The organism is Evansella sp. AB-rgal1 (genome assembly GCF_041820985.1).
GTDB lineage: Bacteria > Bacillota > Bacilli > Bacillales > Salisediminibacteriaceae > Evansella.
The window spans coordinates 1-15630 of sequence record NZ_JBGUAU010000044.1 but is presented as its reverse complement, the minus strand read 5'-3'; the positions used below and the strand labels follow the sequence as shown (position 1 = coordinate 15630).

Here is a 15630-nt window from a genome sequence, read left to right as displayed (position 1 = left end):
TATCCAGTTTTACATCATATACAAAAATTCACAAAAAGCATCCTAATAATTGTACTTACTATTAGAAATATTATACCTAACACTACTAATAGGGTTCCGTTTATCTTACGCGAATTGGCAATTCTTTTGTCTATTATACTCTCTATACTACTTTGAGATGAGATAACTACTTGGCTTGCGGTACCAGTTTTTATTAAGCTTTCAAAAATCTCCTTTCCCTTTACCCAAGCATTAACTTCGTCCCTTTTATAAATAAAATGATAAGGTAACATCAGTGCTAATATAATTAAAAAGAGGAACACAGAAAATGTAAAATAAGTTGGAGCAAAATCTAATGTCCATGGACATAAGGCTGCTAATATTAAATACGGGACAAACAAAAGTGCATGGGCCCTTGTGAAAAATTTCAAAAAACCAATCATTGTTTTTCCAGATCTGTAATTAATCGCGTGTCCTACCTCATGACAGGCAACAGCTATCTGTTCTTCAACTTTATTTTCATAAGATTCCGGTTTAAGATACACTGTGGTTGTAGCGTTAGGTTGGTAATCACACCAACTATTATCCTTATTAATACCTAATCTAAATTCATTAAATTCACGCGAATGTTTTAAACCAGCATTACTAAAGTTGTTTAAGTTTAATAATTGTCTTGCAGTAAACCAAGGTTCTATATTCAAATCCACCTTCATTATTTCCCTCCAATTCTTAATCGAATAAAACTAAAGAGCCCCAAAACATCAGTCGTCTTAAATCAACATTCCTCTCTGAAAGTGATTTTACAATTTGACTATCATTGTAAGTTGCCTCTTTTAGCACATCCAATAAATCACTTTTATCCTTTGTTACTTGTTGTATTGCTTTATTTAAAGCTGCACCGTATTCGGTTTCGGTTTCAATCATTAAATTATACATTAGTACCGCACCAATAATTGACGCAGCAAAACTTTGGGCAAGCCACAAATGTCCAATTACACTTTGATTGGCATTCGTTAAAGAAGGACCTAAACCACTAAATCCCATCGAATCATATCTGATAGAGGAACAACCACTTTGACAAGCATTTAACACTAGCAACCTTTTTGATTCCCTTTCTGGTGCAATATACTCTAACTCAACAATATTTATATCGTCTTCTGAAGATATTGTTAGAGTAGATTCATAGGGATTATCAAAATTAAAACTTCCGTGACACATTAACCATATTAAATCGAAACTATCATCACTATACTTTTCTATGAAAAGCTCTTTACTACATTCATTACCAGTAAATACCTCATAATCAATATCGTTCTCTTTTAAGATATATTCTAATGCTTCTTTCTCAAATGAGGCATCAGATAAAGTTAAGTCAGGATTACACCACAAAAGTGCTTTTTTAATTTTCGAGGATTTTTTTTGTGTTTCCTGAACATAAAAGGAGATCGACCTATCTACTTTTAAAGAAAGGTTTGAAACTATAGGAGTATTAGTCCAGGGAACTTCAAGCAATTTAATTTTTTTGTCTTGAGACACATGAGATAAACGCTTCCCTATCTCTTCGATAGCATAGAACGCACTTATCGCATTCTCATAACCAGATGATTTACCTTCTAATGGTATTGGTCTCTTCGGTTTTGCTAATGGGTTCTCATCATGCGAAATAACAGTCCAAGTTCCTTCAAACTCATTTTTGATACTTATAAATTCTTTTAATATTATACTTCTATCGTACTCAAAATAACTTGTCATTCCATTTTCGCATAGGATATAAATCATTTTATCTTCAAACAAGGTCGGACAAGCCAAAATAAATAATTCGTTATCATCTCCAGTTTCCATTTTAATATTGCCACCTGTATAAGATCGCCACAATTTTGCACATTTAATTGCAAAATCAAATTCTCCTTTATTAACTGCTACCGACAATGTTCTATTTATACATTCACTCATCCGCATTCTCTGATGATAGTTTACAATCAGACTTTCACAATTTGTATTTAAATGGTCTAAATATTTATGTAGACATTCGTAGATGGCTTCCTTGTAGAATTTATCATTTCTTAATAATACTGTTAATTCTAAAGATGTTTGATCTTCAAGAGGCATCTCATCTTTGAAAGCTAACCCTCTTTCACTCCAAATGACAGGATCCTCACCAATTAAAACCCCAAAATTAGAAGCCATTGTTTCTGTTATTAAAATAGCCCCTATCTTATTTGTACTGTTTTTCTCGTGTTCATATTGGCATTTTAGTAGTTTAGTAAGGATTTTTCTATTCTCTTCGTGATCATTCATTACTATTAAACCAGCATATAGACACATATATTCAACATCTTCAATGTTTGCCTCTTTTCCCTGGTTTACCCAGTTAATAGTCTCACTAAATAATTTATGGTTCTCACGATATTGGAAACCTAAAATTCTGCTCAAGTAAAATGACATCGCTGCTAACGATATTAATATATCTTTGGCAAATTCTATCTTAAAATCATTGATTGCTTTCCCCCAAAAGTTTACATCTAATGTAATATGATAATCCCTTGTAGGGATAACCCCAAAATTTAAAGCCTGTACAATTGAATCATAAGCTATGCCTGTTAACCCATGATAAGAATACATTTTCGAACGTTTTACGTACTCGTCAACTATTTCTATTTTTAATCTATATTTCTCATTTTCAGTGAACCTTTTGATTAATAGGGCATCATTTAAAAGTGATATGATTTGATTTGAAATAAACTCATATTGTTTAATATTTCTATTGCCTGCATTACTAATAATCTCTAAGCCTTGTTTAATAGTTTTATAATCGTTAACACTTTGTTTATCCGATAGAATATTATTTATTGATGAAAACATTGGTTCCTTTAATTGCGGAAAAACATCTATATTATTTAAAAATTGCTTAAGAGTTTCAATTTTTAATTTAGCTTTATCCATTATAAACTCCACCTTCAAGAACAATTTTATATTATTTACCAAACGATTAACTAAGCTAAAATTCAACTAATTTAAGTTTACACTTTTTATAACAAAATATCTATAATTTACCAATTTAACACTAGAAATTAGCTACTAAAATAAAAAAAGCCCACCAAGCAGCTGCATTTGCCTACTCAGTGGGTTCCTTCATTACTTCTTCACCATATAGTATTTATACTTTCTTTGACGTTCCGGCAACATTTCTTCTGCAGCTTCCCTTCTTCGATTAGTGGTTGTACTATGCTTTTTCGGAAATAGGATGCTGATATCGTCATTACCGTGTTCATAAACTCCCAGATTTCTCCCCACATCCGTGGTTTTTCACAATACTCCAACAAGGCTTTCGCCCCGGGGGGCACCAGAACTTCAATGGAGTTCTTATGCTCATATGGAAGAAAAGCTGGAAGCCTATCCAAAGTTGCGGAAAGAAATTGGTGTATCCGGCATAAGCGCCTCTCAACTCAGTCGCCGCATCAATGAACTTCCAACAGAGTTTACCCAGAAGCTGTTTATTAATGCTGTACAGAAACTAAAGCAGTTTACACAAAACAGAAAAGGACTCCCTGATGGGTATTTGGCGCTTAAGCATTATTGATTCCACTGAGATTAGACTACCCAAACAACTCTACGACTGGGCTTATATTTCAAAAGAGTATCATGCAGTTAAAATGCACACTAGGCTTCAAGTAGTCTGGCCTGATGTAGTATTTCCAGACAAGATTGTACCCTCCACGGGTATTGTTGGAGATGTGGAAACATCTGATTTCTTGATCGAAGAAGCAGACAGCACTTATTTAACAGATCGTGCTTATCCTTCCAAAGATAATCTGATGTCATGGCAGAAAAAGAAGATAAATTTTCTTGTTCGGCTTTCAAAATCTTTACGTCTTATTACATTGGAGAAGTATACACCTACAAACCCGTCTATCATAAAAGATGAAAAGGTCCTGTATGGTGTTTCTGATATTCCTCTTAGGTATGTCGAATTCTTGGATGAAAAAGACCGTCAGTATCGTATCTTAACGAACAGGTTCGACTTGTCAGATGCACAGATTATGGATCTCTATCGATATCGATGGATGATTGAATTGTTTTTCAAATGGATTAAGCAACATCTAAAGCTGACAAAAATATGGAGTACAAAACCACAAGGTATATGGAACCAGATGTTTTTAGCATTAACAGCTTATGTTGTTACGATGATCGTAAAGCTCCAAATGGAGTCATGTAAGTCACCATGGGAGTTCTTCAGGCTTATACAAACACATCTCTACAAAACCGTTTCATCTTTTAAAAAAGCACTCAGGCGTAAAAAGAAAAGTACCTCGAAAGTCCGACAGAAAGTTCCGATACCAGACAGGAAAAATGAACCAAATTATGGAAAAGTTGCATTAGTTAAGCTGAAATCCAGAGACACTCAGGAAAGAACACGAGCACCTAAATTAGGCAATTATTAAAAATGGAAAAAAAAGGAAAAAAGATCATTATAATGCCCTGTTCACTTTTTTCAATTTTACAGAGAAGAACTACTGTAAAAAATATCTATTTATTGGATTTTAATACAATCATGCAAAGCTATTGGTCAGGCACCCAATGGCCAAATCTATAGCTCCTAAAACAGCTGCTTTCCTTGTAGACTTATTTTATAGCCTTTTTCATTTTTAAATGTCATTTTTTCTCCTCACTCTTTAAGGTTGATTTTTATCTAAATACCTTATTCTAATAATACTAATTTTTATATACTATTTCATATTCAACATCAAAACCAATTTCATTCAAAAACACTTCTAAATTTTTCATCCCTTGTTTATTACTGTATCGTGATTCAACATAATATTGTTTTCCATTGAGTATGCTTGTTATTGAAAAACAGCTTCCCCTTATTTGCATATGATCATCATGAAAAAAAGGATTTATCGCTTTATTGCCAGGCATAAAACCTATAAATCTTTCAAAATCTATCTCTTTTATTTCATCTGCCTTTTTTATAGCTTCACGGAGCATATCAACAAGTAAATTTTCTTTAATTTCTTCTCCGTTAATTCTTATTTTCAAACATTCTACATTTCTCTTTTTATTCCCTCTGTAGTTCCAATTTACATTTACATCTTCATCATTAAGTAAAATGCTTTTAATTGATTCAAACTCATTTTGGTATTTAAATACAAGACTTCTTGCGTATGCCCATTCCTCCGTTTCCTTATTCTTTAAAAATAATTCTGATATTTTAGTTAAAGTCTTTCCATACTTCAATTTTATTTTCCTAACTATTTCCTTTTCTTCTTGAGTAATGGCTAACTTTTCATTATTAATAAATGTACCGATAGCAACAATATATTCATCAAGAGTTTTTCTTGCATAAATATCAATATCTTGATGGTTTAAACAAGGTAATAAAACTTCATCTAATACAACCTGGTAATCCAAAGTAAACCATAAACTTCCGTGAAAAAACTCTCTTTTAATTTTTTTTTCAGGTATAGCTGCTACAAAGATTAATAATGAGTTTTCTAGTTCATTACTTTTTATATGTCTTTCTTTTACCCATTTTTCATATTTTGAAAATTGAATGTCACTTATCTCAGCATTAACTTTTTGTTCTATGGTTAAAACAATTTTCTCTCCTTCATTATTCGTATACCTTCCAAAAACATCAATTCGTTGATTATTACCAATAGGGTATTCTGTATCAACCTCTGTATGCCATTCTTCAGATTTTTCTAGTAACTTCAGCGCTTTTAATAAAGTTTTTTTGTCACCCTCCACTTTTGAATTAATTAAAGCATAGATATATCGTTTAATAGGATACATTCCTAAATTGTGCGATTCATTTGGATTTAATAACCATGCCATAAAATTAGAGTGCCATAGTTCCATATGTGACATACCACATACCCTAAAAGTATTAGAACGAGAATGAAACTTTCGTAATCCTTCAAAATCTTCGTCATTAGTTAATGCAAATAAATTCATAATTAAGTTTTCCATAAATTATTCTCCCTTAATTAAAATATCTTGTAAACATCCCTTTACTATCTAAAATACTGTTTTGAACCATGCTTAAAACTATGAAAAAAGTTTTGCGAATATCTAATTCGATTTTCCATTCTCTTATTTCGATGGTATTGTAAAAGCAAGGTATAATACAATTAACTTCATCTTCTTTTAATTTTGACCAAACCTATTATTCGAAACCGTTCGACTATAAAATAATTTCCGTCTTTCGGATGAAACTAAAATAAAGCTGAAATCTTTAAAAATTCACTTGGGATTATAGAATGTACTAAATTACTTTCTAACCCCTACACCCCCTTTTTCTTCACCTTGAGTAAAGAGTCAAGAAAATAATTATCTCCTTCAATAATTAAATGAGAGATAATAAGCAATACTTGTTTTGGTTATTACACCTTTTCATGATTTTCTTTAGAGAGATCAACATTAAGTGGATATTCATATATAATATCTTGATTATATCTAAGTCAGGAAAAATTTCTTCTCTATTTGCCAAAATAGGCTCCATATCAATATTGGTAATATTTATTTCATCCTCATCTAAACCTTCAAAGACACTAAAATCTAATTCAACTTTAATTAAAATTTGCTCGTAAATCATTTCTCGACTTTTTACTGGTAAATAGTTTCTCTCTGCTTGAACCACATAAGTTTCTCCCATTTTGTATCTAAAGGTGTTCTCTTTACGTATATAATCTCTATAAATTCCAAAGAGTTCATTTTTAGAATAATCTTTTAAAATTAAAAAGTTATCATCTATCCGTTCAAGGTGATCGTACCTTTTACGGAATTCTCATTACCGTCTTCATCTATATACTGCTGTGAATATCCCTGAACAACATTTAAATATAAGATAGAAGCAACATTTTCTTTATACATATTTCGCCACCTTTATTTCTCCCTTAAACCTTAAACACTAATTTATTCCTGAATTATTCATAGAAAACGTTGACTATCTATAATATCCTATCTAATAAGCATTTTTAGTAAATTCTCTTGCATCATATAAATAAAAAAAGAACCCGTTTCTGTTATGTTAAAAGTACCACCAAATAACCGACAGATAGGGGGTTCTTATAATGGCTACTCTATCGCAATTAACACTTGATTTCAATCGAAAAATTAAACAATCAACCGACTGAGGAGAACTCTCGTCCGATACTTGAGAATTCCTTTTTAGAGAATTGGATGAAAAGATAAATTCCTCTTCTACATTAGCGCACTTTTTAAACATAAAAGACAACAGACGCTACTATTTTCATTCGAATAAAAATTTACTTCTTCAAAAGATTTATCAAATCATTGGTACAAATGCGTTTGCTTCTCAGCCAAGTTTGTCTCGCTTTTTTAGCCGTTTCGAAAATCAAATTATGGAAAAATTGAATCTAGCCTTGCAAGAGCTTGTTGATAAAGTGCATTAACTCCGACAGTCAAAGGAAGTCATTTTTGATTTTGATTCTACACATTCCGATACTTATGGAGAAGTTGCTGCTTACAATACTCATTATGGTACAGTCGGTTTCCATCCATTTGTTGCCTTTGACGGAGTAACAAGTGACTTCCTAAAAGCAAAGCTACGACCTGGAAACGTGTATACTTCCATTGGTGTAGTGAATTTTATTCAACCACTCATTGAGTATTACAACGAAAAGTTTCCTGAGACAACACCTTTTCTTCGTGGTGAAAGTGGTTTCTCTGTTCATGCTTTATATGATTTGCGGGAAAGAGAGAGCGTTTATTACGTCATTCGTCTGAAATCAAATGCAATTTCGCAACGAATCGCAGATGAACTACACCCTCCGTCTGTCATTTTCAATGTTTCCAAGACGGAAATTTATTATGAAGAAACCATCTATCAATCAAACTGTTGGTCGAATCCTAGAAATGTAATTATCAAATCGGTACGCCCAGCGGACGAATTACTGTTTTCCCATTCCTTCTTTATGACAAATTTAGCAGATGCCTTTTCTCCAGAATCGATCCGTTCTTACTTATCAAAAAAAGAGGAACGATGGAGAACTACATCAAGGAAGCCAAGTATAGGTTCGGTTTTGATAGAATTAATAGCCATTCTTTCCGAGTAAAATAAAAAAATATGATGTTTATTCTATAGTTTATAACTTAACCAACTGGTTGCGTACCCTCTGTTTCCCAGAAGGAAAAAAGACCATGCAAATCGAAACCATACTAACCAGAATTATTAAAGTTGCCAGTAATCTAGTGAAGTCAGGACGTTATCTGTATTTTAAGCTTGCTTCAAGTTTCGTTTACCAAGAATTCTTTTGGAAAGTACTTCAACGAGTTCAGAGATTGAATTTCACCTGAATAAATTATCTAGTAATCACTTTTTTAACTGTATTCATGACCAAGGGAACTAGTCTGCCTAAAACCGGTCATTGTCCATTTAAAAATACTTAAAATCACAAATAAAGTAGCTATGTCACTCTGATTTCAAATAAAATAATGTAATATAATGATTTTATACGTTAAATTATAACTCAACTTCGAAGTATGAATATAATTCAGGTTTATATATAATTTATATGGATAAGTCGGTTATAATCCAGTCCAAATCCAATAAAAAGGACTCATCCCATGGATATTGATTTAGGAATAAATTATTTGGACAAGGCTTTCACCATTAAAGTTTGAACTTTTATAAGAACAGGTAAAAACAATGAAATTATATCGAATTTGAATTTACCTAAATTATTTAAATCGGTATATTTCAATCGTTTCCTCACCTGAAATCATATTCTTTATCTTAAACTGATTATTTTTGATTTCCTCTTCTCCAATGATTATTACACTGCGAATCTTTTCTTTGTTTGCTTTCTCTAAGGCTTTGCCTATTTTTTTGTTACTCATTTCAAATTCCACTTTATAGCCTTTTTTTCTTAAAAAATTCGCTACAAGTAATGACTCTTTTTGAGTGCCTAACGGGATTATATAATAATCAATACTTGGATTTTCTTTTAACTGTGTATCAGACATACTTTTAGCTGTATAAATGACATCTAACCCGAAAGAAATTCCAACGGTTGAAAAGTTTTCGTTAGTTCCCTTTAGCCCACCAATCGCATTATCATACCTTCCACCACTTCCGATGCTCGATTTAATAGATTGATTAGATAAGAAAATCTCATATATCGTTCCTGTGTATATTTCTAATCCTCTAGCCAAAAAAGGATTAAATACACATTGCTTGTTTACATTAAGATAATATAGGAAAGAGTCTAACGCCCTTAATTCCTCCAAACCTTGCCTTACTTTTTCATTTTGTTTTGAAAACGGTTCAAAATAACTGAGATTTGAATTATTTTTATCAGTTAAAAACTGTTTAATTAATTTAATAGCGGAAGTAGTTAATCCCAGTTCATTAAGCTCTGAGATAACAGCTTCTATGCCCACCTTTTCAAGCTTATCCAGGATTAACACTACTTTGTTTATCTTGGCATTCTCTGTACCAAAAACTTCGAGTATGCCTGTAAGTAATTTTCGATTGTTATATTGAATGGTCACATTTAATTCAAGCCTACTAAAAATATCTAATGCCATCACCATTAGTTCAGCTTCCGCTATTTGTGATTCTACTCCAACTATATCTACATCACATTGTGTGAATTCTCGTAACCTTCCTGTTTTAATAGGTCCATCTCTGAATACTTTGCCTATTTCATATCTTTTAAGAGGTATCCTCAAAGTCGGATTCATTGCCACGACTTTTGCAAAAGGAATAGTAAGGTCATATCGTAAAGCTAAATCTCTTTCACCTCGATCAGTTAATGTATACATTTCTTCTAAAATTTCTGCCCCGCCAGCGTATTTTGAAGATAGTAATTCTGTATAATTTAAAATCGGTGTTTCCAATGGTTTACACCCGTATTGAATGAATACATCCTCTAACGATCTTCTAATATCTCTTCGTACTACTTCTGCATTTGGCAAATAATCTTTTGTACCCTTAACATTTTGATAATCCATTTTTTTCATTACCTTAACCTCCAATTTTCATTTAGATATAAAAAACCGCACTTGATTTAAGTTTCTAATTAAATCAAATACGGTTTAATGATAAATAGCCTTCCTATTTTCGATTTTTTATAAAATCGTATAGCAAAGCTAACTAATATGATGATGTAGTTGTGTAAATGTGAGAAAATAATTAAATGAATACATTTTACCCACCTCTAAATTTTGTTTATTTTATCATATTACATTATATTTTTCATTATTTACTTTAGAAAAAGGGTGCCAGATCCCAAGTCTGAATATCGACCGCCTTCTCCCCCTATAAATTATTTTAATTAAATACGTGGAACCTATATTCACTGCCCCTATTTGAGATACTGTTGTCTTTTACCCCAAAAACCACCACAATCAGGACATTGCCATTTTATGATACTATCTACTTCCATTGATGTAATACCTATCTTCCTAGTATAAAAGGCTTTATCGCATGATTTTTGAGAACTCTTAGGAATACGTTTCCCCTGTAGGTTAGCTTTACAATGAGGACAAATTTCTATTCTAGCACACATTATAATCTACACCTTTATCAGAAATAGTTTCAATGCGCTCTTGTAATTAACTTTATAAATGTGTCAGTATTAAAAACACTTATATATTTCATTTTGTGTAAGCGTTTCGACCAAAACTTAAAACTTCGAGGTATTTACCCTTCTTTTTTAGCTTCTCAAAAAACACTTATTACCTTGTGAATAGAATGGTATCTTATGTTCCAGTTTATCTTAATTTTCATCAACAAACTCTATGGTTTCTTTTTCAATCTCTGTTAGTTTTTCTCTTTTTTCTTCTGCTTGTTGTCTATTAAGAATTTTATCTCCATATACATTTGACATCGTTTCTTTCCCGTCTTTACTAACTATTTCAAAGGTATATAACTGGGATAATTTATCAAAGTCAGACTTTAAAATGACAAATTATTTATCAGAATATTCCCAAGTATCATAATATAATTTAGTATTGTCAAACCAAACAGTATCATTAACTTTTGGTCTATTATCAAAATTTTTCACTTTCCTTGATGTTCGGCAAACCATATTGTCAATTTCTTTTTCAATTTTTATATTTTTCTCTTGAATATGAAAATCTTTTTTGTGAGGTTCACTTAATAATTGTTCCTTAAAAATTGCAATTATCATATCTGGATCTTCTATGAATTTTTCATCTACATACAACGTAATTTTTTGTATATTTTTATCTGTTGGAAATATTTTACTTAGTACATTATATTCGTTTTCATTTGAAAAGCCATACAAATATCCATTTTTTATTACTGGGTATACATTTAACTGTTTTTTACAAAACTGGCATTCATTATATTTATATACATCTAAAATGCTATATTTTTCCTCAACTCCTAAATAGTCACCAATGTGATATATACTCATTGAAAAGTCTTCAACTTTACATTGTACCTCTATTGAAGTTTGTTTTTTACAATGAATACAATTTACATATCCTAATAAACTATCAAATACACCCATTATTCAATCCCCCCCTTAACAAATACATATTCACTAAAATTTTCATTAAGCTTCATTTCTACAAAACGTAAAATCAAAGATTATCTCACTAATAAATTAATGCTTATTTTCATACTTCTATCGTTACTATTTGCTTTTTTTCAATTTCCCCCTCAATCGGATACCCGATAGGGGCATTTACAAACCTACATCCATAAGCGACAAGATCTTTTCTTACATGTGTATGTCCAAAAATCCAAGTTTTTTGACTTAGCTTTTCTTTGTGATCTCCTATATCCATATAATAAAAGCTGTTTGATATATCATTATATTGGTTGTTTAATAGTCTTGGTAGCAAAGGGGGAATATGAGTAACAATGAAATCACATTCGTTAATAATAGAAAAGAGCTTTTCTTTTTCACAATTGGAGAACTTAATTACATCCGTTGGTTCACCTTTTATAAGTCTGCTATCATTAGATAATTTATACCAAGCTTTTTTTATTCTTGGCAATGTTGCATGCATGTACATTTGTCCAAAGGAAAAGTCATACCACCCTCCGGTTCCACCGAAAACAACATTATCAACTGTTATTTTGTTTCCCTCTAAGACATAAACACCCTCAATTGCATCAATAATTTCTCTCATTTCATTCCACCGATTCATTGAATCTTTCTCAAATTTTTCAAAATAATTACTATTTAACATATAAAAATCATGGTTTCCAAAAACAATAAAAATATATTTATAATAATGAGATAATTCGTTTAGCAATAGTGCATTTTGAAAGTTATAATGACCCATATCACCAGCTATTATTAGTATATCTGAAGGTTGTTTTGGTATTATTTTTTCAATAAATAAGCTTACTGCTTGTCTATGTAAGCTTTCGTCAACCTTTACAGTTACCCAAAAATCAAGATGAATATCTGATACAACATCAACCTTCATAATAAAACCTACTTTCTTATCTCATATTTTTAATAATACCTCACAATTGCCACAGCCTTTTCCTTAGGTACTAGTTCTGACTGTTTAAACTCCCATTCACTCTCCATTAAATAATTTGATTCAATCATGTCAACAATCGAATGGAATGCTATAATAGAAGTAGTAGGATAACCATATATAATAATGTATAAATTATTAACGTTTTTCATTTTCGGTTTATTTTTCACCTTACATGATATAAGTTTAACTCTCTCTTCATTTACTCGAAAAGTTTGGATTTCACGTTTCAATTACAACACCTCAACAACTTCTATTTGAAAAAAATTACGGGTATATAATTTTTGCTTGTCCATACTTCTGTTCTAAAATCTATATTGTTTTCAAGGAGTTGTTGTAGTGTAACTGGTGTAAATCTATTAAAATCAACTCCTGCATTTAGCATCTTCGTTTGTGTTCCATTTCATACTTTCCCTCTCCATTCGATATAAAAGACATTTGTATCTAGCCAAACCATTACTTTACTGATTACCATTATTAACAAAACACATACGAGTTCTCTAGCTATTATATTGAAAAATGTATCAATAAATAATTATTTGCCGCATTTTCCGAAAATGCCGCTTTATCGACATAAAAACGAAGCTGAAACAGAAAGTTTTCTTAATGAAATTCGGAAGGAATTAATTGGTTCGTCATATTCTTATTTCTTAAACTAACTTCTCTAAGTTACTTATTTTGTCCGAATATACAAGTTAAACACTTAAGTTATGTATGTGCCAGCTTCGTTATATTTGAATTAATACAATAAATATTGGAATTTTTCATTTAAGGTTTCGATTGAATCATAATACATTTTTTTATTGTAAGACATTCTATCAAGATTCGATGATTCCACTGAATCGTAGTTATGATAAGTAAATAGTTCTATGTCACTTAGAGAATTAATGATACTTATTATACTTTGGAGTACTTCTTTAATAGAAGAGTATTCTTGTATATCAAATTCCTCAAAAGTTCCTATGGATAAAAGCAAGATTAGATCATCAATATATGTTTCTATAATCTTAAAAGCCATATGATTGTACGGTTCACTGAAATAGAAAGATGCCTCTTTCCTTATAACAATTAGTTTTCTATAGTTTAGGTTTTCCTCAAGTAATTTCCAATCCTCTTCTGTTGTAATATCTACGTTTGATAAAAAATCAAAGATTTCTTCGTATAAATAAGATGTCTTTATTAACTGACTTTTCTCACCTTGTTTATGTAGTTCTTTAGTATTTTCTGTCAATTCCAACTTTTCATCATAACTTCTATTACTGTACTTCGTTATATAGTCTATTATAGATTCCTTATATTTTATTATTTCATTACTCAGTTCTACTAGAATTGCTGAATCCTCTACTGCATCTTTATATTCCAATATTCCCAAGCTAAGTAGTTCACAGTAGAATATAACCTGTTCTAATCTACTATTTTTACTTTTATTTTCATCAAAACTCACACATATATCTTCAATTGAGATCTTTTTCATTCGTCTTATTTTGCGAAGTATACTATCTGCATTAGACCCTATTTCTTCACTTACATCGGGGAAACTTATTTCATATAATTTTTGATTTCTTTTTCGTTTTTTTAACACTTTACTTCCATCTATAAGAATACCTACTATCTCCTTCTCTAGTATCCCGAGTACTCCCTTAATTTTTAATACTATTTCTCTGATTGGTTTATTAGATGAGTTCATTGGAAACTCCCCTTTCGCTCCCATTTGGTTGGATTTCAACAATATTTTTTACAGTTATTTAAAACCGATTTTTAATTGATTTTGACCTTTGATGTTATCTGTAGGTTATTTACCGAACCTTTTCAGAGTCTCTCTACTTTTGATCATGTTTTCTGATATAAATGGTTTCTGTTCCAACGTTTAGTTCCAAGCTATAATACTCCTTTTTTATTCTTTAAATGCATCCTCCTTTGACGAATTTATTATATATAACTTACCATTGAGCTGTTCTAAAAAGGAACACACCCTAGTTGACTTACCTTAAATTAACAAATAGACTATAAGTATTCAAAATGTGAATTTAAGGATGAAAAAATAATGACAGAATCTAAAAAAGATAGTAATACACTTGAAAATCTAATAATTTTCTGGGATATTCTCTACGAAAATCGCGAAAGAACCTTTACTAGGAAAGAACTCGAAGAAATAATGACAGAAAAAACAGGAATCATTTTCAAAAGGAAGAAAATGACTAACCTTATATCTACCTTTATGTATTTGGAAAGTAACGGGATTAATTTTGAGGTTAAACTAGTTAGAGAAAAATCAGATGATGGAGGGTCATTTTTATATAACGTTAAATCTAAAAGAGCAGAAACAACATTGGATAATGAAAGGTTATTCGAACCCGAAGAAGCAATTATGCTTTATAATGCGGTACATACGTCTAAATTTATTCCTCAAGTAGATAAAGATAACTTGCTAAATAAAATAGGGGATCTTTTATCAAACGAAGCCAATTTATCTATAGAGAAATTTAAGAAGATGGTTATACCGGAATTCTCTGTAATACAACCAGCCCCAGTTTTCAATTCCTTATTAACAATATACGAAGCAATAAATGAAGGCAAACAACTTTCTTTTATTCATTGTCAGTATGATATTAATAAAAGGCTTATTCCATCACGAAGTAACAATGATTCTATGAAAAAAGTTAATCCTTACAAAGTAATAGTAAATCGTGGTCATTACTACTTATATTGTACATATCCAGGTAGCAATCATGATCGTTATTTTAGAATTGATAGGATAAAAAACGTTAATAAAATCTCGACGAATATAGAGGTAAGTCCCACAGAACATATCAAAGATAAAGTTATTGATAGACAAGTATACATGTTTGGTGGAGATGTAAAGTTAATTCGATTCCGTTGTGAAAAAGATGGTAACAAGATGATTGGACAATTGATAGATTTTTTTGGTACAGATAGAAAATTAGTAATTAGAGAATTAGACTCTACTCATATAGAAGTTGAAGTAAACGCATCTATTGAAAATATGCGATACTGGTTGCTCCAATATATTACTGTTATTGACCATATACGGCCAAAAGAGTTAGAGGAATTAATTATAGGAGACTTAAAGAATGCAATTAAACGAAACGAAGAAATACAGTAGTAACATCAAGAGAAAAAAGGTGAACTCCCATT

General features: G+C 30.9%; 13 protein-coding genes and 1 pseudogene. 4 read left to right on the top strand and 10 right to left on the bottom strand.

The features are described from left to right. Nucleotides 1–14: 14 nt before the first annotated feature. Together ACERII_RS24010 and ACERII_RS24005 are read right to left on the bottom strand one after the other, a co-directional pair. The gene (locus ACERII_RS24010) at nt 15–692 is read right to left on the bottom strand and encodes a zinc metallopeptidase (protein ID WP_373645505.1); all 678 of its coding nucleotides are present in this window, start codon (nt 690–692) and stop codon (nt 15–17) included. 16 nt (nt 693–708) lie between these two features. Beyond that, nucleotides 709–2922, bottom strand: coding sequence for a CHAT domain-containing protein (locus ACERII_RS24005; protein WP_373645504.1), 2214 nt, complete (start codon nt 2920–2922; stop codon nt 709–711). 430 nt (nt 2923–3352) lie between these two features. On the opposite strand from ACERII_RS24005, the gene ACERII_RS24000 reads away from it, so the two are divergent. Both ACERII_RS24000 and ACERII_RS23995 read left to right on the top strand, forming a co-directional pair. Beyond that, on the top strand, nt 3353–3559 hold the full coding sequence (locus ACERII_RS24000) for a hypothetical protein (RefSeq protein WP_373645503.1): 207 nt from the start codon (nt 3353–3355) through the stop codon (nt 3557–3559). Then, entirely contained in the window at nt 3531–4421 is an 891-nt protein-coding gene (locus ACERII_RS23995; RefSeq protein ID WP_373645502.1) for an IS4 family transposase, read from the top strand. Before ACERII_RS24000 ends, ACERII_RS23995 begins: the two co-directional genes overlap by 29 nt. A gap of 271 nt (nt 4422–4692) precedes the next feature. On the opposite strand, the gene ACERII_RS23990 is transcribed toward ACERII_RS23995, so the two are convergent. From ACERII_RS23990 to ACERII_RS23980, 3 genes are all read right to left on the bottom strand, one after another. Beyond that, a complete protein-coding gene (locus ACERII_RS23990) occupies nt 4693–5952 on the bottom strand; it encodes a PDDEXK-like family protein (protein WP_373645501.1) in 1260 nt (419 codons plus the stop codon). A gap of 376 nt (nt 5953–6328) precedes the next feature. Beyond that, complete coding sequence (locus ACERII_RS23985) at nt 6329–6622, bottom strand: hypothetical protein (RefSeq protein ID WP_373645500.1); 294 nt, start codon at nt 6620–6622, stop codon at nt 6329–6331. Nucleotides 6623–6732: 110 nt separating this feature from the next. Further along, nucleotides 6733–6855: a hypothetical protein gene (locus ACERII_RS23980; RefSeq protein ID WP_373645499.1), complete on the bottom strand. Its 123-nt coding sequence runs from the start codon at nt 6853–6855 to the stop codon at nt 6733–6735. A gap of 200 nt (nt 6856–7055) precedes the next feature. Between ACERII_RS23980 and ACERII_RS23975 the strand changes: the two are divergent. Continuing rightward, nucleotides 7056–8301: pseudogene (locus ACERII_RS23975) on the top strand (IS1380 family transposase). Between the two features lie 384 nt (nt 8302–8685). Here ACERII_RS23975 and ACERII_RS23970 read toward each other — a convergent pair. The 5 genes from ACERII_RS23970 to ACERII_RS23950 form a co-directional block, all read right to left on the bottom strand. Further along, on the bottom strand, nt 8686–9969 hold the full coding sequence (locus ACERII_RS23970) for a histidine--tRNA ligase (RefSeq protein ID WP_373645498.1): 1284 nt from the start codon (nt 9967–9969) through the stop codon (nt 8686–8688). 950 nt (nt 9970–10919) lie between these two features. Then, nucleotides 10920–11486, bottom strand: coding sequence for a hypothetical protein (locus tag ACERII_RS23965; RefSeq protein ID WP_373645497.1), 567 nt, complete (start codon nt 11484–11486; stop codon nt 10920–10922). Between the two features lie 109 nt (nt 11487–11595). Beyond that, on the bottom strand, nt 11596–12417 hold the full coding sequence (locus tag ACERII_RS23960; protein ID WP_373645496.1) for a metallophosphoesterase family protein: 822 nt from the start codon (nt 12415–12417) through the stop codon (nt 11596–11598). Between the two features lie 29 nt (nt 12418–12446). After that, a complete protein-coding gene (locus tag ACERII_RS23955) occupies nt 12447–12707 on the bottom strand; it encodes a hypothetical protein (protein ID WP_373645495.1) in 261 nt (86 codons plus the stop codon). A 506-nt stretch (nt 12708–13213) separates the two neighbouring features. After that, entirely contained in the window at nt 13214–14161 is a 948-nt protein-coding gene (locus ACERII_RS23950; protein WP_373645494.1) for a hypothetical protein, read from the bottom strand. A gap of 357 nt (nt 14162–14518) precedes the next feature. On the opposite strand from ACERII_RS23950, the gene ACERII_RS23945 reads away from it, so the two are divergent. Further along, complete coding sequence (locus ACERII_RS23945) at nt 14519–15598, top strand: WYL domain-containing protein (RefSeq protein WP_373645493.1); 1080 nt, start codon at nt 14519–14521, stop codon at nt 15596–15598. Nucleotides 15599–15630 lie beyond the last annotated feature (32 nt).